We start from the raw sequence: 20,848 nt of genomic DNA, 5'->3' as shown, positions 1-20,848 counted from the left end.
GGGCGCGCCCGGCGCGCGGCCCGTCTGCCGCGCGTCGTGGATCAGCAGCAGCACCGCGGCGACGTGCGAGCAGTACTTATCGTAGGACGACAGCGACGGGCAGCTGCAGCGGGCCGCGACGTCGCCGTCCTCGTCGATGCGCAGCGCCACGTCGAACGCGTCCTGCTGTTCGACGGTCGCCTCGCACCGGCCGGCCGCGGCGTCGTAGTACGTGACCGCGACCTTGCCGGCGCGGAACGCGGCCTCGCCGCGCTTATAGGAAAGCCGGCCGCACATGGATTGGATGGCGGACAGCGTGAGGGGATGGGTCATGCGGCGGTCGCCTCCTTGGTTTTGCCGATCAGGTCCGGGGTTCGCTTCAGGGCTCTTATGCCCCGGGTGCCTGCATGCGATAGTGCCGTCGGCTCAAGTATACCTTCCCGTCCGGCGGTTTGAAAGGGGCGGGGAGCGGGCGCGGACCGCCGCGCGGCTATGGGAAAATCAGGGTTGACGCGCCGCCGGCCGCTTCGGTAAGATGATGGCGACGGCGAAGGAGGCGAGGGCAATGAAGACCAATCGCATCGCATCGCATCGATGTCGCAATTCGCCCCCCTTACGGATCGGATGTCCCTCTAGGACGCATCGCGCGTTCGCGCGGATTCCGGCCGCGGGCAGATTGCCCGCGGTCTTTTTTTGCGTTTTTTTCAATCTCAAACGAAGCAGGAGGCTAAACGAATGTTGAAATTATTCGCCTATAACTGGCAGGTTCGGCAGGATTGGTTCGCTTGGTGCCAAGACGTGCCCGAAGAAGAATTGCTCCGCGGGCGGACGGGCGGGGTCGGCGGTATCCTGCATACGCTGTTCCATGTCGCGGACGTGGAATACAGCTGGCTGTCCGTGCTGCAAGGGAAGCCGGAGTTCACGGAGCCGTTCGAGAATTACGCCGATTTGCGGCGCGTGACGGAATTGTCGGCCCGCTTTCGCGAGGAGGTGCGCCCGTTCGTCATGGCATGGACCGGCGAGATGGAAGACAAGGTGTTATCGGAGATCGCCCCGGGAGGCGAACCCGTCTCCTTCAAGCACGGCGAAATCATGCGGCACGTCATCGCCCATGAAATTCATCACATCGGCCAATTGTCGGTCTGGTCGAGGGAGATCGGCAAAGTCCCCGTGACGGCGAATCTGATTCGCAGGGGATTGTTTTGACCGAAGACGGCAGGATGGCGGAAATTCGGGAACGAGAGGTCGGCCGGGCGCAGCACCGGGACGCGCGGGGGCACGGCTATGCCGCGGCAGCCGCGCGGCTGGCGGCTGGCGGCTTCGGCTTCGCGTTCGTTTCCTATAGTTAGCAAGATAGAAAGCTTCTTATGTGCGGCCAACGGATGCCAAAAGCCGGTCCCTCCCTCCGGGAAGGACCGGCTTCTTTCGCATTTCGCTATTCATGCCCCGCCGGGTTCGGCTTGCCCGGGCATGGCGTCCGGCGCGGCCGCGCGCCGCTCCCGGAGCCGCCGCCAAGCCAGCGCCCCGAAGTAAAACGCCGCCTCCAGCGCCGTGATATAGAAGCTGACCGGCGCGTTCGTGTAGTAGCTGAGCGCCAGGCCGCCCCAGACGCCGATCACGCCGAAGGCGACGGACCAGGCGATCATGCGGGAGACCGCGTGCGACATCTGCCGCGCGGCCGCGGCCGGCGCGGTCATCAGCGTGAACACGAGCAGCGCGCCGACGATGAGGATCGCCTCGGACACGGCGACCGCGAGCAGCAGCAGGAAGCCGATGGACAGGAGGCGGACCGGGAGCCGCGCCGCTTGGGCGCCGGCGGGGTCGAACGAGTCGAATTTCAGCGGCTTATACAGAAGCGCGAGCGCCGCGAGCACGGCGGCCGACAAATACACGATCTCGAGCACGTTGTCCCAGCTGATGCCGACGACGCTGCCGAACAGCAGCGCGGTCATGGCCGTCGCCTTCTTCGTCGACAGCGAGAGGAAGAGCAGGCCGAGGCCGAGGAACAGGCTCAGCACGACGCTGATCGTCACTTCCCGCCGGAACACTTTGACGCCGAGGCCGCCGATGGCGAAGGCGCTCGCGACCGAGAACAGCAGCAGCCCGCCGATGGGATTCCACCCCGCGTACACGGAGAAGGCCGCCCCGGAGAAGCCGATATGCGAGAACGTATGGGCGATGAACGATAACTGGCGGGCAATGACGAACACCCCGATGACGCCGGCCATGACGGCGACGAGCGTGCCCGCCAGCAGCGCGTGCTGCATGAACGCATAATGAAGCATGGTACTCCTCCTCTTCGCGGCGTTACAAGTTAATGGCGGCAAAGGCGATTGGTTTGCGTTCACCGGCGAAGGCCAGGGAATGCAGCATTCACCGGTACAAACGGTTAATGCCGGCAAATGCCGGCGGCCGGCTCGCCGGTAATGGTCACGAGCAGCTTGCCGTCGGCGCGCAGGACGTCGACCTTGCCGCCGTACAGCCGCTGCAGCACCTCGGTCCGCATCACCTCGTCGACGGTGCCGACCGCATGACGGCGCGGCGTGAGGTACAAAATCCGGTCGGCGTAGCGGTTCACGAGGTTCACGTCGTGGCTGATCAGCAGCACGGCGGCGCTGCGCTCGCGGCGGACGCGGTCGATGACGGCGGCCATGTCCTCCTGCGCGCCGGGGTCCAGGTTGGACGTCGGCTCGTCGAGCAGGAGCAGCCGCGGATTGCGGACGAGCGCCTGCGCCAGATAGATCCGCTGGCGTTCGCCGCCAGACAGCCGGCCGACGGACTGGCGGGCGAGCCGCGCGGCTCCGGTCAGCTCCAGCGCCTCTTGCACGGCGCGCTTATCCGCGCGGTTCAGCCAGGGCCGGATGGCGTGCGGCAGGCCGAGACAAACGAAGTCCCAGGCATGCATCGGCAGCTCCGGGTCGATCTGCCGCGACTGCGGGACGTAGCCGACCGCCGTTTGACCGGCTTCCGCCGGCCGGGGGAGCACGATGCTGCCCGCCTGCGGCTTGACGAGGCCGAGCAGGGCGCGGAAGAGCGTCGTTTTGCCGGCGCCGTTCGGGCCCAGAATGCCCAGAAATTCGCCCGGGTTCACATGGAACGAGAGATCGTTCAGGATCGGCCTGCCGTCCAAATGCACGGCGAGCTGCCGGACCGCGAGCGCGGCGCCGCCTGCGCCGCCCGCCAAGGGCGAGGGCGGGGCGGCAGGCGGAGCGGGTGCGGGATAGGGCGCGTTGACGGCCAAGGGGTTCATGTCGGTTCCTCCTTCGTGCGTAATCGGCCGAAGCCGGGAATCAGTCCAGCGCGGCTTGGACTTGGCTCAGAATGTCCGTCATCCACGCGACGTAGTCCTTGCCGGCGGGCAGCGTTTCGGTCACCTCGACGACCGGGACGCCGCTTTGCCCGGCGAGGTCGACGAGGTTTTGCACGGTCGGGCTGGTAGCCTGCACGTTGTTGACGAAGAACGCGATTTCCTTCCCCTTGATCTCGTCCTGGAGCCGCGCGATGTCCTGCGGGGCCGGGTCGGTTTCTTCTTCGGCGGCCATTTTGAACTTATCGTCCGTGATGCGGAGGTTCAGCGCCTGCGCCATGTAATCGAACACGGGCTCGGAGACGGCGACCGGCAGCGGCTCCGCCTGCTTGAGCGACGCGACCGCCTCGGTCAGCGGCGCCAGCGACTGCTTGTAATCGGAAGCCTGATTCGCGTAGTCCGTCTTATGGTCCGGATCCAGCCGGCCGAGCCGGTCGGCCAAATAATCCGCGTATTTGCCCATCGTGTCCGGGTTGTACCACACGTGCTCGTTGTCGCCGTCCTTCCGCGCCATGACGTCGCTCGCGACCCGGATGACCGTCTTGTCCGCGGCCTTGCCGGAGGCGTCGATCAGCTTCTGCGCCCATTCGTCGTAGCCGATGCCGTTGAAAATCACGACGGACGCCTCGTCGACCGCCTTGGACGCGTCCGGCGTCGGCTCGTAGTCGTGCGGGTCGGCGTCCGGGCTCGTCAGCAGGGACGTCACGTCGACGTACGCGCCGCCGACCGCCTCCGCGACCTCGCCGTAAAAGTTCTCCGCCGCCACGATGCGGATTTTGCCGGCGTCCGCCGCGCCTCCGCCGGTCGCGCCGTTGCCGCCTGCTGCGTTGGAGCTGTTGGTTGCGTTGCCGCTGCCGTTCGCGTTATCGCCGCCGGCTCCGCAGCCGCTGGCCAGCACGAGAAGGGAACCCAGCAGGGCCGCCGCGGCGCCCCTTTTCATGGCTTGCTTGTGAATCAGACGTTTGTTCATTCTTATTCTCTCTCCGTTCCTTATTTGTAATATTTACGATTTAAAGACATGACGCCATTATAGGCGCGGCGACTTTCGGACGTCAATGCCTTTTCGTAAAGTTTACAAATAAAATCGCGCCGAAAAGGCGCCAAACCGTTTGACGCGCTTCGGAAAAGCTTGCTATAGTAGAATCGTATTAGTAATATTTACAATTTAGAAGCGCGGTGTGTCTGCCGGCAACCGGTGCCGCGAACGAAGGTGTCCCGGAGCACCGACAGCGCTGACAGCGCCGACAGCGCCGACAGCGTCGACAGCGCCGACAGCGTCGACAGCGCCGACAATCGATACGAAACGAAGGAGGTGACCGTAGATGGATGCGGAAACGTCCGGGCCGCGCTCGTCCCGGCGGGTCAATCTGGCGTTCGGGTTCCTGTTCGGCTTCCTGCTCGTCCTGTTCCTGAAGCCCGAGCTGCTGCGCGGATGGCGCGTCCCCGATTGGGCCGGCTTGAACGCGTTCAAAACGATGTTCGTCGGCATCGTGCTCGAGGCGCTGCCGTTCATTCTGCTCAGCGTATTCGTCTCCTCGCTCATGCACGTCTTTCTCCCCGAGGGCTGGATCCGGCGGGCGATTCCCCGCCATCCGCTGCTCGGCATCGCGGCCGCCTGCCTGCTCGGCGCCGTCTTCCCCGTCTGCGAGTGCGGCCTCATTCCGATCGTGCGCCGGCTCATCGCCAAGGGCATGCCGCTCTATGCCGGCACGGCGTTCATCCTGGTCGGGCCGATCGTCAATCCCATCGTCTACGGCGCGACGCACGCGGCGTTCCGGACGCGGCCCGAGATGCTGGCCGGCCGGATGGGACTGGCTTTGACGGTCGGCTTGGCGGCAGGCTTGTTCGTTTATTTCTTCGTGCGGGGCGATCAGCTGCGAGGCGGCTCCCCGGCCGCTTCCGCGCCGGTGCCGGGGCCGGCTTCCGCCCGTCCTCAAGTTCACGCTCATGACCATCATCATGACCGCTCGCAGCCTGCCCCGCATCATTCTGCTCATCAAAAGCATCCGGCGCATCGAACGCATCATCGCGATCATTCGCAGGGCGCAAGCCGCGGGCACGGCCATGGGAACGGAAACAAATTCTTCGCCGTGCTTCATCACGCCGGCGGGGAGCTGTTCGGCATGGGCGGCTACCTGATCTTCGGCGCGGCCGTCGCCGCCGCGGCGCAGGCGTTTTTGCCCCGGGCGGAGCTGGCCGGCATCGGCCAAAGCGGCGCGGGCGCCCACATGTTCATGATGGCGTTCGGCTTCGTGCTCTCGCTCTGTTCGACGTCGGACGCGTTCGTGGCGTCGTCGTTCGCCGGGACGTTTCCGGCGGGGGCGCTGATCGCCATGCTCGTCTTCGGTCCGATGATGAACGTGAAAGGGACGCTCATGCTGCTGACCGCCTTCAGAGCCCGGTTCGTGCTGCTGCTGACGCTGCTCGTGTTCGGGTTGACTTTGGCCGGATCCTTGCTGTTCGCAAGGCTGTCCGGGCTCGCGTAGAGAGGAGGAACGCATGTTGAACGCGATTCGGGAGGACCGCCGGCTTGCCTGGCACTACGGCTTCCGGGGACTGCTGCTCGGCGGGTTTGCCGTCTATATCGCGCATCTCGCGAAGAGCGGCCGGCTGCAGTATTACATCGCGCCGCGAACCATGCTGTACGTTAAACTGGCCGCGCTGGGTCTGTTCGTGCTGGCGGTATATTTTGTATATGAGGCGCTGCGGCTGCGGTTCGGCTGGGCGGAGGAAGGAGCCGGCGACTGCGGCTGCGAGCATCCGCCGGCCCGGTCGATCTGGCGCAACGCCGTGCTGTACGCGCTGTTCGCCGCGCCGCTCGCGTTCGGCTTCGCGCTGCCGGACAAGGCGATGGGCAGCGACGTCGCGGCCGTGAAAGGCATGCGCCTCGACGCCGCCGGGGCCGTGAGCCGGGTGAAGGCGCCGGCGGCATCTCCGGCGGCGGGGGCCGCGCGGGCCGGGGCTTCTCCGGCGGCGGGCGAGGCGCCCTCGGCTGCAAGCGGAGGCGTCGGTTCCGCCGCCGGCCATGCGGGCGCGGCGGGGCAGGCGGCCGATTCGGCGGACGCCGGGGCGGCGCCCGGGCGAGCGGAGGCAGGGGCCGGGAAGTCGGCGGATGCTGCGGCTGCTGCGGAGCGGAGCGGCGTTGGCTCGGCGACTCCGGCCGGCGCCGGCTCGGCCGGTGACGGCGACGCGTCCGGCCAAGCGGAGAACGGAGCCGGGGAGTCGGCCGGCAGGTCGGCTGCGCCGGACGCGGGCGCCGGCCCGGCGACCGGTCAAGCGGAGGCGGCTGCCGGCGACGATGCGCAGCTGGCGAAGCGGTTCCCGCACGACGAATACGGCGCCGACTTGGCGGCGCTGGGCATGCGGCTGTACGGACAGGACCTGATTTCGGTGCGGGCGGAGGGCTTTTTGGAAAAGGCGACGACGCTCAGCATGTACATGGACAATTTTCAGGGCAAGACGCTCGACGTGAGCGGCTTCGTCTACCGGGAGCCGGACATGAAGCCGGACCAATTCATCGTGTCGCGGCTCGCGATGACCTGCTGCTCGGCCGACGCGGTGCCGTACGGGTTTCTCGTGGAAGGCGCGGGAACCGGCCTCAAAGCCGATACGTGGGTGCGCGTGAAAGGCGAGATCGGGAAAACGGTCTACGGCGGCAACACGATCCTGCGTATCAAAGCCGCAAGCGTCGCGAAGATCGCGGCGCCGAAGGATCCGTACGTGTACCCGTACGTCGGGGATTTGTCGAAGCTGGCCGGGTGAACGGGGAACGGGCTAGGAACAGAGTCGCAGAATTCGCCGCAAGAACGGTATGAGTTACGGTACATGAGGCCGAAATCGGCGAAATCGTCGCAAGAGCGGTATGAGGTACGGTACATGGGGCCAAACTGGCCGAAATCGGCGCAAGAACGGTACGAGGTACGGTACATGGGGCCAAACTGGCCGAAATCGTCGCAAGAGCGGTATGAGGTACGGTACATGAAGCCGAACTAGCCGAAATCGGCGAAAGAGCGGTACGAAGTACGGTACATGAGGCCGAAATCGGCGAAATCGTGGCAAGAGCGGTACGAGGTATGGTACATGAAGCCGAAATCGCAGAAATCGCCGCAAGAGCGGTACGAGGTACGGTACATGAGGCCGAAATCGGCGAAATAGAGCGGTATGAGGTACGGTACATGAGGCCAAAATTGGCGAATTCGCCGCAAGAACGGTATGAGGTACGGTAAATGAAGCCGAACTAGCCGAAATCGCTGCAAGAGCGGCATGAGGTACGGTACATGAGGCCGAAATCGGCGAAATCGCCGCAAGAGCGGTACGAGGTACGGTACATGAAGCCGAAATTGGCGAAATCGGCGCAAGAACGGTACGAGGTACGGTACATGAATCCGAAATTGGCGAAATCGGCGCAAGAGCGGTATGAGGTACGGTACATGAGCCCGAAATCGGCGAAATGACCTCAAGAGCGGTACGAGGTACGGTACATGAGGCCAAACTGGCCGAAATCGCCGCAAGAGCGGTACGAGGTACCGTTCTCGCCGCCGGCAATTCCAAAAAGGCTAGCCCGCAACATAGCGGACTAGCCTTTTCGCCGTTTACTTCGTGCCTTCGATTCGCGCCAGCTCTTGCAGCACGAGCGGCTTCACCTTCGTGCCGAGCAGCTCGATGGCGCGCAGCACGTCCTTGTGCGGCATCGTGCCGACGTTCACGTGCAGGAAGAAGCGCGTGATGCCGAGGTTCTTGCGCAGCAGGACGATCTTCTCCGCGACGTACGCGGGGTCGCCGAGGTAGAGGGCGCCGCGAAGGCTGCGCGCGTCATCGTACGTGGCGCGCGTGTACGGCTGGTTCCAGCCGCGCTCGCTGCCGATTTTGTTCATCTGCGCCTGCGTCGGCTTGAAGAACAGCTCGGCCGTCGCCTCCTTGTCGTCGCCGACGAAGCCGTGCGAATGCGTCGCGACCGGCAGCTTCTCCGGATCGTGTCCCGCCTGCGCGGCCGCCCGCTTGTACAAGTCGACGAGCGGCGCGAATTTCTCCGGCATGCCGCCGATGATCGCGAACGCGATCGGCAGGCCGAGCAGCCCCGCGCGAACGGCCGACTGCGCATTGCCGCCGCTCGCGATCCAGACCGGGAGCGGATCTTGGACGGAGCGCGGGTAGACGCCGAGGTTTTGAATCGCCGGGCGGTGTCCGCCGCGCCAGGTCACTTTTTCCGAGGCCCGGATCTGGAGCAGCAGCTCCAGCTTCTCCTCGAACAGTTCGTCGTAATCCTCGAGGCTGTACCCGAACAGCGGGAACGATTCGATGAACGAGCCGCGGCCGGCCATGATTTCCGCCCGTCCGTTCGAGAGGCCGTCCAGCGTCGCGAACGACTGGTAGACCCGTACCGGATCGTCCGAGGACAGCACGGTTACGGCGCTCGTCAACCGGATGCGCCGCGTCAAGCCGGCGGCCGCCGCCAGGACGACGGCCGGGGCGGTACCCGCGTAATCGGGGCGGTGATGCTCGCCGATGCCGTACACGTCCAGGCCGGCGCGATCGGCGACGACGATCTCTTCCACCGCCCGGCGCAGCCGCTCGGCGTGGCTGATCACCGCGCCCGTCTCGGGGTCCGGCGTCGTTTCCAAAAACGTACTGATCCCGATTTCCATCGGTTTTGCCAATTCTGCCATGTGAGTGCCCCCTCCATTTTCTCCAGTGTACGAAATATCGGAAAGTTTCTCAAGAATAGTAAGTAAATTTCGAATTGGAAAGTTGGATATCGGCCCTTCAGCCCGACTGTTTTCCAAAGCGGCCCGTGGCGGCGGCAGGAAGAACGCGCGGGCATCTCTCGCTATCAAAGAAATATGGCGCGAGACCGCAAAACCGTGTGCGGACCTTTCCTTTTAGTATGGTTCTCCAACGCAGAGAAATAGCGGGATTCCGAAACTTTCCAGCCGAACCCGGCGTCTGGAGAGCAAAGGGGGAGATGGCATGCGCGCGTGCTTATTGCTGTTGTTGGCGGTATTTTTGGTTCTGCCATCGGCGGGGTGCTCGGGCGGCGGTGAATTCGACCTGCACGGGTACGTCGCCAAAGTCGAGAAGAAGCGGCTGCTGATCGTCTGGGGCGTGTCCAAGGAGGACGTCGGGACGCTATCGCTGAACGAGCTGCTGGAGAAGGCGGCGCCGAACGCGGTGGAGTTGAACTACGGCGGCGCGAGCAAGTTCAAGGCGGGGGACAAAGTCCGCGTACGGACGACCGGAGTGTCCGACGATTCTTACCCGGCCATCATGGATGGGAAAAAGGTCGAGCTAGCCGAACCGTAACGCATATCCGAAGTCGCGCCGCTGTTCTGCAATCCGCGGCCGACAGGCGCGCAACTACAATCCGAAATCGCGCCGCTGTCCTGCAATCCGCGGCCGACAGGCGCCCGTAACTACAATCCGAAATCGCGCCGTTGTTCTGCAATCCGCGGCCGACAGGCGCCCACAGCTGCAAAGAGCCTCCGAACTCCGCGTCAGGAACGGGGTTCGGAGGCTTTTATCGAAGGTTTGGCGAGGTGATCGCGCAACGCAAGCGGCCCTACTTCACCATTCCGTGCCGCAGCGCCGCCACGACGACCTGCGTCCGGTCCTCGCAGCCGAATTTCTGCAAGATCCGGTGCACGTGGGACTTGACCGTGCCTTCGGTGATGAACAGCTTTTGAGCGATGCGGTCGTTGCGCAGGCCGTACGCCATCTCCTGCAAAATCTCCCGCTCCCGCTCCGTCAGCGGCTCCGGCAGCGGGGGCGCCGCGCCCGCGTCCGGCACGAGGCAGGCGGACGACACCGCCCGGGACAGCGCGCCCGCCGCGAGGTCCGTCCGGTACACCGCTTCGCCGCGATGCGCGGAGCGGACCGCTTCGAGCATATCCTCCACGTCCGCGTCCTTCAGCAGGTAGCCGACGGCGCCCGCGCGGATGACCTCGTAAATGTAATCCGGGTCGTTGAACGTCGTCAGCACGACGATTTTCACGTTCGGCAGCTGCCGCAAAATCGCCTTCGCGGCCTCGATTCCCGTCATCTGCGGCATCTGGATGTCCATCAGGATGATGTCCGGCCGCAGCGCGAGCGCCTGCGCGACCGCTTCCCGCCCGTCGGCCGCTTCGCCCGCGAGCGTCATGTCGTCCTGCAGGCCGATGACGTAGCCGAAGCCCTGCCGGATCATCTTCTGGTCGTCCGCCAGCAGCACCTTGATTTTACCGTCCGTCGTCGTCATCGCGATCCTCCGTTTCGTCGCCGGAGCCGTCCGGCAGCTCCGCTTTGATCTCGAACCCGTGCGGCTCCGCCGCTCGCCACGTCAGCCGGCCGCCCTGTTCCTCGAGCCGCGCCCGCATCGTTTTCAGCCCGAAGCCCTCCCGCACGCCGCCGTCCGTCCCCGCCCGGCCGTCGTCCCGGACAAGCAGGACGATCCGTCCGTTCTCGCGATACAACCGCACGTCGGCGCGCGTCGCTCCGGAGTGGCGGACAAGGTTGGTGATCGCCTCCTGCAGCACGCTGAAGAGCAGCGCGCCGCCCGCTTCCCCAGCTTCGTCCTCCGCCAGCTCCGACCGAAACGCGTAGCCGACGCCGGCCGTCGCCTCCATCCGGGCGAGCAGCGCCCGAAGCGGCGCCAAGCCGGACACGGCCCGATCGTCCGCGAGCGCGTGAACCGACGTCCGGATGTCCTGCAGCCCTTGCCGGGCCACGTCCAGCATGCCGGACAGCGACTGCTCCGCCTGCGCCGGGTCCTTCGCGATCATGTAGCGCAGCGCCTGCATTTGCACGATCAGCGAGGTCAGGCTGTGCCCGACCGCGTCGTGGATGTCGCGGGCGATCCGCGCGCGTTCGTCCAGCACCGCGTTGCGCATCGACGCCGCGGAAGCCTCCTGCAGATGGGCGTACGCCTCCTGCAATTCCGCCAAATGCCGCTTGTTCGCCTCGTATGCGCTGTCGCGCTCGCGGCGGCTCCGCACGTTGACATAGAAGAAGGCCGCGATGATGACGAACGAGGCGAAGCTGGTCAGGTTCACTTCCCCGAACGCCGTATACAGCAAGGTGACCGCGATCATCGCGGCGAGCAGCGGCACGCGCTTCGGGCCGAGAAACAGTCGGATGGCCGTCGTGACCACGATCGCCGCGAGAAAATAAATCAGGACGTTTTCCTTGAACCAGATGATGCCCGTCGCGGTCTCCAGCGCGACCAGTCCGACGAACGCGATCGACATCGCGCGGGGCTGCCAGAACGCCCGCAGGACGAACCGGCTGACGAACGTCGCCCAGATGAGGACGTTCAGCGCGATTTTGACGGGCGAACCCGAGAAGAATCCGTTCAGGTGCATCAGCAGGGCGATGAATACCGTGACGGCGGCCGCGCGGATGACGAAGCGCCGGTCCTGCAAGTCCATATGCGTGTCGCCCCCGTTCGCCGCGCATTCTTGCGCCGGCCGTAATCGTACGTACGCGATCCGATACGTTCATTGTAGCCGCGCCGCAAGCCGGAACGCAATGCGGTCCACGACCGCCGACGGCTGTCTCTATCCGTGGATAGAGGCGCGGCTTCGCCGGGTTCTATCCGTCGGCGGTCGAGCGGACAAGCCGGTTCGGGCTATGATGGTACCAAGTTCGGCAGCGATTAGACGAGGAGGCGGCAGCAGTGCAGCAGCTTATCATTTTAGTGTTGGTTGGTTTCGTGGGGTATCGGATCGTTCGCAGGGTGAAGGGCAACTTCTCGTGGAGCGCGATTCGGCCGGGCAGGATGGGGACGCGGATGCTCCTGCTGGCGGCGGTCGGCGCGATTTTTTTGGCGGAGGGCGGGTTCAGCGCGGTCGGCGTCGTCTCGGATATCCTGGGCATTCTGATCGGCGCGGCGCTCGGCATCGCCGGCGCGGCCATGACGACGTACGAGCGGCGCGGGGCGGATTTGTACTATAAAGGCAACGCGTGGATCGGCGGCATCGTGACCGTGCTGTTCATCGGGCGCTTGGGGTACCGGGTCTACGAGATGACGACGGCTTCCGGCGACGGCGGCTGGCGCGGCGCGAGCTTCGCCGCGGGCGGAAGCGGCTGGGCGTCCGGGCTCATGCTGATCATGTTCGCTTACTACATCGTTTATTATGCGCTGCTGCTGCGGCAGGGCAAAGGCGCTCCGGTTCGTACGCGGTAAGCGGGGCTTAGGTATAGAAGGGTGTGGGAGTCTATGGTGAAATCGCACTGGGCCGGCATTCGCAGCATTCAGCGCCGCCAATAATTAACGCTTCTCAAGATTAACCGCATGGTCTTTCATGCGGTTTTTGGTTTGCGCCGTTAACCGCTCGGGTACGCTGAGGACAAACGGGAGCCGTGACTCCCTCTCGGAGGTATGCGCGAATGAAAATCGGCATCATCATCGGATTGACCGCGGTAGCCGGATATGCGCTGTTGCTTGCGGTTTACGGGGCGGCCGTTCGTTGGGACGGGCATGCCGCGGAGCGGCGGACGGCGGCCTTTTTGAAGCACGTCCAAGGCCAGCGCTATCAAGCGGCGGCAAGGGCGGCCGATGCGTCCGAGCGCGCGCCGGAACGGGAACGAGGCCTGGCGGAGGTCCGCCGAATGGGACTGCGCCTTGCCGCGTACCGGCAGGTCAGCGCAGAATACGATGACGGCGGGTACAACACGGGGCATGCGCGGCTTACGTGGGAGCTGAACGGGCGAACGCTCGAAACGGAAGCGATTCTCACCTTCGGACCGGGCGGCAAGCCCCGCCAGGTATGCGCCGTGACGCCGGCGGGGCGCGCGCCGGGCTCGATCCCTGCGCTCGCGGCCTGGAACCGCGTCATGTGCGGGAGCAGCTTCTAGCGGATGCCGCGGGCGCACCGCCCTCACGTCCGATACCGCTGGCGGAACGCCTTCGGCCGCGTCCCCGTATGCTTGCCGAAGCAGCGGACGAAGTACGAGAACGTGATGAACCCGGTGTCCTCCGCGATTTTGCCGATCGGCTCGCCGGTGTGGATGAGCAGCTGCTTCGCCTGTTCGATCCGGTAGCGGGTCAAGTAATCGAGCGGCGTGCAGCCGAACGCCTTCTTCATGCAGAGCGCGATGTAATTGGGGTGAAAATGCAGCTGCTCCGCCAGCGCCTTATAGCTGATCGGCTCCCGGTAGCTGCGCCGCAGGTACGCGGCGGCCTCGTCCGCCAGCGCGAGCTGCGGGTCCTTGGCGGACGCGCCGCCTTCCTCCTGCAGCCGCTCCAGCAGCTGCTGGAACATCCCCTGCTGCCGGAACCGGGCGCCCGCCCCGGGCGTCGCCTGCAGCCGCATCAGCTCCTCGAGCCAGGCGTACGCTTCCTCCTTGACGGGCAGCTCGCCCGCGCGCGGCACATGGTAGACGAACGTCTCGATTTGCAGGTACGGCGCGGAATCGTCCGTCGCCGCGTAGGGCTCCCGCTCCGTGACCTCGCTCCAGCTCCCCAGCGTCTGAAAATGCAGCCAATAAAAATGCGTTTCCGCGTCGCACGGCTTCCGCGTCCGGTGGGAGCGGTCCGGGCGCAGGATGGCGAAGCCGCCGGCGGGCACCGGCAGCGGCAAGCCTTCCTCCTCGAGGTACAGGCAGCCGCGCGTCGTCGCGAGCAGGTCGAACACGCCGATGCCGGTCCGGGCCGCGTGGCCGCCGCCGGCCGGGTACGTGTCCTGCCCCGACGCGATGTAATGCGGCATGGGCGGAGAAGTGAATCGGAACATTGGGTTGCCGCTCCTTTCGGCCGATTTTCCTCTAGTATACGGGCATATGAAGTCTCCCGCCAGCTGTCGCTTATCGCCGGACAGGTTGCGATCGGTCAAATCGGCGTTGTCATCGGCTATCGGTCCAAGCGGCCTTCGCGTGCTATATTCGGGGCATGGGCAAGGCAAATCGCGAGGCGCAAGGGAGACGTGAACCGATATGCAAACGACGACGAACAAGCAGGCCAAGGCGGCGTTCCGGGAGCTGCCGCTCGGCGCGGTCAAGCCGGCCGGCTGGCTGCGCGACCAGCTGCGGATTCAGGCCGACGGCCTGACGGGCCATCTGGAGGAGCACTGGGCCGACGTGGGGCCGGACAACGGCTGGATCGGCGGGACGGGCGAGAGCTGGGAGCGGGGACCGTATTATCTGGACGGCCTGCTGCCGCTCGCGTACGCGCTCGGCGACGAACGGCTGATCGCGAAGGCGCAGCGCTGGATCGAATGGTCGCTGGCCAGCCAGCGCGAGGACGGCAATTTCGGTCCGGCGGGACCGATCCAGACGGTGAACAACGACCTGAACAAGCAGCAGGATTGGTGGCATTACATGATCATGCTGAAAGTGTTCACGCAGTACGGGGAAGCGACGGACGATCCGCGGGTCGAGCCGTTCCTGACGAAATTTTTCGGCTACCTGGCCCGTTCGATCGAAGGGCATCCGCTGCAGGGCTGGGCGAAGGCACGCGGCGCGGAGCTCGTGCTGAGCATCCTCTGGCTGCACCGCAGGACGGGCGACGATGCCTTGCTGGCGCTGGCCGGCATCGTGGCCGAGCAGACAACGGACTGGACGGACGTGTTCCACGACTTCCCGTATTGGCGCAAAGTCGAGGAATGGGACTGGACCACGCACGTCGTCAACGTGGCGATGGGCATCAAGGCGCCGGGCGTCCGTTACGAATTGAGCGGCGAGGACGTCGAGCGGGACGCGGTGCACCGCGGCATCGACAGCCTGATGACGTATCACGGCCAGGCGCACGGCATGTTTTCCGGGGACGAATGGCTGTCCGGGACGAGCCCGAGCCAAGGCGTCGAGCTGTGCGCGGTCGTCGAGTACATGTTCTCCATGGAACAGCTGACCCGGGTGTTCGGCGAAGGGCGCTTCGGGGATATCTTGGAGAAGGTCGCCTTCAACGCGCTGCCGGCCACGATCGCCAAGGACTGGGGCTCGCACCAGTACGACCAGCAGGTCAACCAGATCCTCTGCAACGTCGCGTCGCGCAATTGGAGCAACGGGCCGGACGCGAACCTGTTCGGGCTGCAGCCGAACTTCGGCTGCTGCACGGCGAACATGCACCAGGGCTGGCCCAAATTCGCCTCGCATCTGTGGATGGGCGACGGCCGCGGCGGCTTGGCCGCGGTGTCCTACGCGCCGTGCGAAGTGACGGCCGAGGTCGGCGGCGGCGCGTCCGCGACGATCGCCGTCGGCGGGGCGTATCCGTTCCGCGACGCGGTGACGATGGCCATCGGGCTCGACCGGGACAGCGAGACGTTCGCCCTCTCGCTCCGCATCCCGGGCTGGTGCGAAGCGCCGCAGCTGACGATTAACGGCGCCCTGGCGGCGCTTAACGTCGTGAACGGGTACGCCAAGGTCGAGCGCGCGTGGAGCAATGGCGACCGCTTGACGCTGACGCTCCCGATGGCCGTGAAGACGGTCTCCCGCAACTTGTACGCGGTCAGCGTCGAGCGCGGCCCGCTCGTCTACGCGCTGCCGATCCGGGAGAACTGGCAGCGGCTGACAAAGCGCGAACGGTTCCACGATTGGGAGCTCTACCCGGGCTCCGCCTGGAAATACGGCCTGCTCGCGGACGGCGGCTTCGCCGTGCAGGAGAGCGACGTGCCGTACCAGCCGTTCGACGCGGAGCAGGCGCCGGTGAAGCTCAAGGCGTCCGGCAAGCTCGTGCGCGGCTGGAAAATGGAGGGCAACAATGCCGGCACGCCGCCGATCTACCCGGACGTCGAGGGGCAGGAGACGGAGGAGCTGACGCTCGTGCCGTACGGCAGCGCCCGTCTGCGCATCGGCGAATTCCCGCTCGTCGGGGAGCGGGAGAAGGCGTGGAAGCGGAAGCTCGGGCAAGGCGAGGGCTGATTCGGCGTATGCACACGAAAACCGCACGGCGGCTAAGGCCCCGTGCGGTTTGTTTTATAGCGGGTCGGTCCGAACGGGTAAAAAAGCACTTCCTTCAATCCCAATTAATGGTACGATAGGGGGGAGGAATTAATCTTGTCCCGCCAAGGAGAAGCCATGAGCGACAACCGGTACCATCTGCAAATCGCGAAGCTGTGCAAGCGGCTGGGACTCGGCCCGCTCGCCGAGAACCCGGCGGAATTATCCGGAGGTCTGCTGCATCGCATGTTCGCGCTGACGACCGCGAGCGGCAATTACGCGGTCAAGGCGCTGAACCCCGGCGTGATGAGCCGGCCGTCCGCGATGGCGAATTTCTTGCGGTCGGAACGAATCGCGGCGCGCATGGCGGCGCGCATTCCCGCACTGGCGGCCAAATCGTTCGGCGGAAGCGTGCTTCATGACGTTCAAGGGCAATGGTACATGGTTTTCGACCGGGTCGAAGGCAGGGCTTATTCGCCAAGCGAAATCGATGAAGGCCATTGCGCGCGCATCGGCGGTATTTTGGCCGAGATTCACCGGATGGACGTGTCGGGATTCGATCTGCCCGGCGAACAGGCGCCCGTCGAGCCGCCCGCGCCTGCCGATTGGCTGGGCCTGCTGGCGAAAGGCCTGGACGGCGGATGCGCGTGGGCTCCGCGGCTTCAGGAACTGGCGGAACGATTGTACGCGTGGGAAGCGCTGGCGAACCGGTCCGCCGCGGCGCTCGCATCGGAAGCGGTCGTCAGTCATCGGGATTTGGATCCCAAGAACGTGATGTGGCATCAAGGACGCCCGGTTCTTATCGACTGGGAGGCAGCCGGACTTATTCACCCGCTGCTGGATACGGCGGAGACGGCGCTGTACTGGGCCGAAGACGCAGCCGGCTCGATCGACCGGGACAAGCTGGGGGCGTTTCTGTCCGGGTATGCCGGGGGCGGGGGACTGCCGCGGCACGCCGAATGGCGTCCCGTTCTGGAGCATGGCTTCTTGGGCAAGCTGGACTGGCTCGCCTACAACCTGGAACGCTCCGTCGGCATCGGGACCGCTGCCGCGGACGAACGCCGAATCGGGACGGAACAAGCGGTCGCGACGCTGGAAGCCGTCGTACGGCATGCGGAACGGATCGACGCGCTGGCGCAATGGCTGGAGGCTTTCGGCAGCGAGCAGGACGGACCGGACGCGAAGACGATCGTTTAATCGTGAACAAGGATGAGGAGGAATCATATGCTGCAGCGCAAACTGGGCAAGACCGGAATCGACATTCCGGCCATCGGGCAAGGCACGTGGAAATTCGGCGAGGATCCGCAGCGGGAGCGGGAAGAGATCGAGGCGCTGCGCTTCGGCATCGAGCAGGGGCTGACGCTGGTCGATACGGCCGAGGATTATGCGAGCGGCGGCTCCGAGCGGGTCGTCGGCCGGGCGATCGGCGACGTGCGCGACCGGGTGTTTCTCGTGACGAAGGTCGCGGCGCGCAACTGTTCGTACGAGGGCGTGCTGCAGGCGGCGGAATCGAGCCTCGAGCGGCTCGGCACGAGCCATATCGACTTGCTGCTGCAGCATTGGCCGAGCGACCGGCACGAGGTCGCCGAGACGATGTCGGCGATGGCCGAGCTGGTCAAGCGCGGCATGGTCAAGCATATCGGCGTCAGCAATTTCTCGGCCGCGCTCATGGAAGAGGCGCAGCGCGGGCTCGGCGACGTGCCGCTCGCGTGCAACCAGGTGCCGTACCATCTGAACGACCGGAGCATCGAGCGCGGGATTTTGCCGTATTGCGAGGCGAACGGGATCACCGTGATGGGCTATTCGCCGTTCGGGTACGCGCCGCAGGTGTTCGGCGGGCAGGGCTTCCCGGAGCCCGGCACGGAGCAGCGCCGGCTCTTGGACGCCATCGGCGCCAAGCACGGCAAAACCGTCTACCAAGTGGCGCTGAACTGGGTGCTCCGGCCGGAACGGCTCGTGACGATACCGAAAGCCGCGAGCCGCGCCCACATCGAAGATAACATCCGCGCCATCGGCTGGGAGCTGGACGGCGAGGATCTGGCGCGCATCGAAGCGGCGTTCCCGGTCAAGGCGTAGGCGGGCTGCCCTGCCCGGCTTGGCAGGAGTCCGCATTCCCCGTCGCCGTGGCCGTTCAGAGACTCCGGCCCTATCTTTCGGGATGGGAGCCGGGGTCTTTGCGTTGGGAGAAAACGGTTGAAAATAGTCGGCAATCCGGTATAATGGGAATATACGTTCGTATTTATAGAGGGGGTATCGCGCATGCTGACGGAACGCGACATCATCCGTCTGGTCGAATCGGATGCATGGCGGATGGAGGCGCTGCGCGCCGCGCGGACGCTGGAGCTGCCCGATTGGTGGATCTGCGCCGGCTTCGTCCGTTCCCTCGTCTGGGACGCGCTTCACGGCTATGCCGAGCGGACGCCGCTCGCCGACGTGGACGTGGTCTATTACGATGCCGGCTGCTTGGACGAAGGCGTCGAAAAGGCGCTGGAACGCAAGCTGCGCGACCGGATGCCCGGCGTGCCGTGGTCCGTCAAGAACGAAGCGCGCATGCACGTCCTGAACGGCGGTCCGCCGTATGCGTCGTCCGTCGACGCCATCGGCAAATTCCCCGAGACGGCGACGGCGCTCGGATTCGCGCTGGACGCGGACGACCGGGTCCGGCTGACGGCACCCTGCGGCATCGGCGACGCCGTCCGGATGATCGTGCGGCCGACGCCGCATTTCCGGTCGCGTCCCGAGCTGGCGGCCATCTACGAGAGGCGTCTCGCGAGCAAGGATTGGTCCCGCCTATGGCCGAAGATTCGCGTGCGGCCGATTCGGGACTGACCGGGAAGTCTTCTCCCAGCGCGCCGCTGGCTGCTTCCGCCCGCGTTACGGGCAGAAGCAGCCGGCGTTGAGGCTGCCCGCCTTGATGCGGAACAGCTGGTGCTGCAGCACGTTGTTGCCGAACTGCGGGATCAGCGGTTCCGAGCTGAGGCCCCAGACGTTCAGGACGACGTTGCGGTTGCGGGCCGGCTTCGCGACGCGGACCTCGTACTTGAATTGCACGGAGGAGATATCCGCGTAGACGAAGTTGGACGTACCGGGCGCAAGCGATACGTTGCACTTCTTCGCGTCGCACGGCGTTATGTTCAGGGCGACCGGAAGACCGCTCGACCAGTCGAAGATTTGCACCGTCATGCAGCGCGCGACCCTTGCGCTCAGGTTGACGAAGTCGACGAGCGCGTACGTCGTGCCGGGATGGCGGCGGAGAATCCCGGTCGTTAAGACCGTTCGCGCGCGCTTCATGAATCTGCGCGGCCGCGGCGGGCGGCGGACGACGGGCAGCGGCTTGCACCGCATTCTGCAAGCGGTCGCGCAGGCCGACGGTTTGCCGGCCGCCGCGAAGGCATTGCGCGCGCGCTTCCCGGCCGCTTCGCCGCGCTGCGCCGTCCGGCTTCGCGCGGAGGCGTTCTTCTGGGGCTTGCGCGGCCCGGTAGGTTTGGCGATCGTCATCGGATATCCCTGCTTTCTATCATCTCTTCATCTACCTGAAATCTATGCTAGTAGTAATAGATGCAGGGATCGTTGAAGTTGATAGGGCGAATGGCCGGCAAGGGGAGGCATGCCGGGCAGCCGCCCCTCCGGGTTATTTGGCGGCGCAAGACGGCAAGAATCATCAAGAATCCGCACGGCGGGCCGCGATACAATGAGAACCGAAGAAGAGAGGAGCCGGACATTCGGATGAGAACAGACTACCTGCGGCAGATTCAAGCGACCATCGACCACATCGAGACGCACTTGGACGAGGAGCTGTCCTTGTCGCGGATCGCGGCGGTGGCCCGGATCTCGGATTTTCATTTTCACCGCGTCTTCCTGGTTATGGCCGGCGAGACGGTGATGGAATACGTGCGCAAGCGGCGGCTGGCGCGCTCCGCCTATGCGGTCGCCCATACGGACGAACGGCTCCTCGATATCGCGCTCGCGCACGGTTTTCAAAATCACGAGACGTTCACCCGCGCCTTCAAGCGGATGTTCGACATGACGCCGGCCGAGTACCGCAAGAGCGGCATCCGGCCGCCGGCGTACGGGAAGCTGGACGTGCTGCAGCGCAACACCAATCCATATTTGGGAGGCATTCACATGGAGTATCGGATCGTCACGAAACCGGCATTCAAGGTGATCGGCTACGAGCTGCAAACGACCAACGACGGGGAGAACCTGAAACAGATTCCGGCCTTTTGGCAGGAGTATCTTCGCAATGGCTGGGGACATAAGATTCCGAACCGCGTTCACGAAGGCAGCCCCGTGGAGCTCGGGATCTGCCACGGCTTCAACATGGAGGAGGGGACGTTCCTGTACTTGATCGGCATGGAAGCCACGGACTTCGACAACGTGCCGGAGGGTCTGGTGTGCCGCGAGTTCGGCGAAGCGGAGTACGCGGTCTTCACCACGCCGAAAGTGCCGGAGCAGGAGTTCTCGCCTTCCATCCAAAACACGTGGAACGCGATCTTCACCGAGTGGTTCCCGCATTCCGGCTACGAGCACGCGGGCAAGCCGGAGTTCGAGCTCTACGACGAGCGCTGCGGCCCGGGCAACGAGCTGTGGGAGATGGACATCTACGTGCCGGTCAAGCGCAAAAGCGCGTAATGCGCCGCCTGTCGATGCGCTGCGTGCGGCTGCCGCGGCCGTTGCGATAAGCAGCGGCCGCAAGCTCGCGCCGCGAACGGCAAA

The 20,848-nt window shown here is 65.2% G+C and carries 22 protein-coding genes; 13 read left to right on the top strand and 9 right to left on the bottom strand.

Going from position 1 to position 20,848, the window contains the following annotated elements:
- Positions 1–312, bottom strand: a 312-nt coding sequence (locus I8J29_RS16025; protein ID WP_208848545.1) for an SWIM zinc finger family protein, incomplete at its 3' end; no start/stop codon positions are given.
- Positions 313–714: 402 nt separating this feature from the next.
- Here I8J29_RS16025 and I8J29_RS16020 point away from each other — a divergent pair.
- Together I8J29_RS16020 and I8J29_RS34215 are read left to right on the top strand one after the other, a co-directional pair.
- On the top strand, positions 715–1,185 hold the full coding sequence (locus I8J29_RS16020) for a DinB family protein (protein ID WP_208848544.1): 471 nt from the start codon (positions 715–717) through the stop codon (positions 1,183–1,185).
- Positions 1,186–1,199: 14 nt separating this feature from the next.
- Positions 1,200–1,328 (top strand): hypothetical protein, encoded by a 129-nt coding sequence (locus I8J29_RS34215; RefSeq protein WP_276316293.1) that lies wholly within the window; start codon positions 1,200–1,202, stop codon positions 1,326–1,328.
- Positions 1,329–1,418: 90 nt separating this feature from the next.
- On the opposite strand, the gene I8J29_RS16015 is transcribed toward I8J29_RS34215, so the two are convergent.
- The 3 genes from I8J29_RS16015 to I8J29_RS16005 form a co-directional block, all read right to left on the bottom strand.
- The gene (locus I8J29_RS16015) at positions 1,419–2,264 is read right to left on the bottom strand and encodes a metal ABC transporter permease (protein WP_208848543.1); all 846 of its coding nucleotides are present in this window, start codon (positions 2,262–2,264) and stop codon (positions 1,419–1,421) included.
- A 104-nt stretch (positions 2,265–2,368) separates the two neighbouring features.
- Positions 2,369–3,229 (bottom strand): metal ABC transporter ATP-binding protein, encoded by an 861-nt coding sequence (locus I8J29_RS16010; protein WP_208848542.1) that lies wholly within the window; start codon positions 3,227–3,229, stop codon positions 2,369–2,371.
- A gap of 40 nt (positions 3,230–3,269) precedes the next feature.
- A complete protein-coding gene (locus tag I8J29_RS16005; RefSeq protein ID WP_208848541.1) occupies positions 3,270–4,256 on the bottom strand; it encodes a metal ABC transporter solute-binding protein, Zn/Mn family in 987 nt (328 codons plus the stop codon).
- Between the two features lie 352 nt (positions 4,257–4,608).
- On the opposite strand from I8J29_RS16005, the gene I8J29_RS16000 reads away from it, so the two are divergent.
- The 3 genes from I8J29_RS16000 to I8J29_RS15990 all read left to right on the top strand — a co-directional run bounded on the left by I8J29_RS16000 (position 4,609) and on the right by I8J29_RS15990 (position 7,740).
- Positions 4,609–5,772 (top strand): permease, encoded by a 1,164-nt coding sequence (locus I8J29_RS16000; protein ID WP_208848540.1) that lies wholly within the window; start codon positions 4,609–4,611, stop codon positions 5,770–5,772.
- Between the two features lie 13 nt (positions 5,773–5,785).
- Entirely contained in the window at positions 5,786–7,048 is a 1,263-nt protein-coding gene (locus I8J29_RS15995; RefSeq protein ID WP_208848539.1) for a TIGR03943 family putative permease subunit, read from the top strand.
- Positions 7,049–7,563: 515 nt separating this feature from the next.
- A complete protein-coding gene (locus I8J29_RS15990) occupies positions 7,564–7,740 on the top strand; it encodes a hypothetical protein (RefSeq protein WP_208848538.1) in 177 nt (58 codons plus the stop codon).
- A gap of 138 nt (positions 7,741–7,878) precedes the next feature.
- On the opposite strand, the gene I8J29_RS15985 is transcribed toward I8J29_RS15990, so the two are convergent.
- Complete coding sequence (locus tag I8J29_RS15985; protein WP_208848555.1) at positions 7,879–8,931, bottom strand: LLM class flavin-dependent oxidoreductase; 1,053 nt, start codon at positions 8,929–8,931, stop codon at positions 7,879–7,881.
- A gap of 322 nt (positions 8,932–9,253) precedes the next feature.
- Between I8J29_RS15985 and I8J29_RS15980 the strand changes: the two genes are divergently transcribed.
- Positions 9,254–9,586, top strand: coding sequence for a DUF3221 domain-containing protein (locus I8J29_RS15980; protein ID WP_208848537.1), 333 nt, complete (start codon positions 9,254–9,256; stop codon positions 9,584–9,586).
- A gap of 256 nt (positions 9,587–9,842) precedes the next feature.
- Here the strand turns inward: I8J29_RS15980 and I8J29_RS15975 are convergent, their stop codons facing one another.
- The gene (locus tag I8J29_RS15975; RefSeq protein ID WP_208848536.1) at positions 9,843–10,517 is read right to left on the bottom strand and encodes a response regulator; all 675 of its coding nucleotides are present in this window, start codon (positions 10,515–10,517) and stop codon (positions 9,843–9,845) included.
- Positions 10,498–11,685: a sensor histidine kinase gene (locus I8J29_RS15970; RefSeq protein ID WP_208848535.1), complete on the bottom strand. Its 1,188-nt coding sequence runs from the start codon at positions 11,683–11,685 to the stop codon at positions 10,498–10,500. Before I8J29_RS15970 ends, I8J29_RS15975 begins: the two co-directional genes overlap by 20 nt.
- Positions 11,686–11,933: 248 nt before the next feature.
- Between I8J29_RS15970 and I8J29_RS15965 the strand changes: the two genes are divergently transcribed.
- Positions 11,934–12,443 carry a CcdC protein domain-containing protein gene (locus I8J29_RS15965; protein WP_208848534.1) on the top strand — a complete coding sequence of 170 codons (510 nt, stop codon included), beginning with the start codon at positions 11,934–11,936 and terminating at the stop codon, positions 12,441–12,443.
- A 203-nt stretch (positions 12,444–12,646) separates the two neighbouring features.
- Positions 12,647–13,114 carry a hypothetical protein gene (locus I8J29_RS15960; protein WP_208848533.1) on the top strand — a complete coding sequence of 156 codons (468 nt, stop codon included), beginning with the start codon at positions 12,647–12,649 and terminating at the stop codon, positions 13,112–13,114.
- 23 nt (positions 13,115–13,137) lie between these two features.
- Here the strand turns inward: I8J29_RS15960 and I8J29_RS15955 are convergent, their stop codons facing one another.
- Positions 13,138–13,992 (bottom strand): helix-turn-helix domain-containing protein, encoded by an 855-nt coding sequence (locus I8J29_RS15955; RefSeq protein WP_208848532.1) that lies wholly within the window; start codon positions 13,990–13,992, stop codon positions 13,138–13,140.
- Positions 13,993–14,191: 199 nt separating this feature from the next.
- Between I8J29_RS15955 and I8J29_RS15950 the strand changes: the two genes are divergently transcribed.
- From I8J29_RS15950 to I8J29_RS15935, 4 genes are all read left to right on the top strand, one after another.
- Positions 14,192–16,114: a beta-L-arabinofuranosidase domain-containing protein gene (locus tag I8J29_RS15950; protein ID WP_208848531.1), complete on the top strand. Its 1,923-nt coding sequence runs from the start codon at positions 14,192–14,194 to the stop codon at positions 16,112–16,114.
- A gap of 135 nt (positions 16,115–16,249) precedes the next feature.
- Positions 16,250–17,329 (top strand): phosphotransferase, encoded by a 1,080-nt coding sequence (locus tag I8J29_RS15945; RefSeq protein ID WP_208848530.1) that lies wholly within the window; start codon positions 16,250–16,252, stop codon positions 17,327–17,329.
- 27 nt (positions 17,330–17,356) lie between these two features.
- Positions 17,357–18,208 (top strand): aldo/keto reductase, encoded by an 852-nt coding sequence (locus I8J29_RS15940; protein ID WP_208848529.1) that lies wholly within the window; start codon positions 17,357–17,359, stop codon positions 18,206–18,208.
- Between the two features lie 183 nt (positions 18,209–18,391).
- Positions 18,392–18,961, top strand: coding sequence for a nucleotidyltransferase family protein (locus I8J29_RS15935; RefSeq protein ID WP_208848528.1), 570 nt, complete (start codon positions 18,392–18,394; stop codon positions 18,959–18,961).
- A 45-nt stretch (positions 18,962–19,006) separates the two neighbouring features.
- Here I8J29_RS15935 and I8J29_RS15930 read toward each other — a convergent pair whose 3' ends face one another.
- Positions 19,007–19,630 carry a hypothetical protein gene (locus tag I8J29_RS15930; protein WP_240546232.1) on the bottom strand — a complete coding sequence of 208 codons (624 nt, stop codon included), beginning with the start codon at positions 19,628–19,630 and terminating at the stop codon, positions 19,007–19,009.
- Positions 19,631–19,858: 228 nt separating this feature from the next.
- Between I8J29_RS15930 and I8J29_RS15925 the strand changes: the two genes are divergently transcribed.
- Positions 19,859–20,764: an effector binding domain-containing protein gene (locus I8J29_RS15925; protein ID WP_208848527.1), complete on the top strand. Its 906-nt coding sequence runs from the start codon at positions 19,859–19,861 to the stop codon at positions 20,762–20,764.
- Positions 20,765–20,848 lie beyond the last annotated feature (84 nt).

Source organism: Paenibacillus artemisiicola, from assembly GCF_017652985.1.
In the GTDB taxonomy this organism is placed as follows: domain Bacteria; phylum Bacillota; class Bacilli; order Paenibacillales; family Paenibacillaceae; genus Paenibacillus_Z; species Paenibacillus_Z artemisiicola.
The sequence above is the reverse complement of the archived record's forward strand: the minus strand, read 5'-3'. Positions and strand labels throughout refer to the sequence as shown.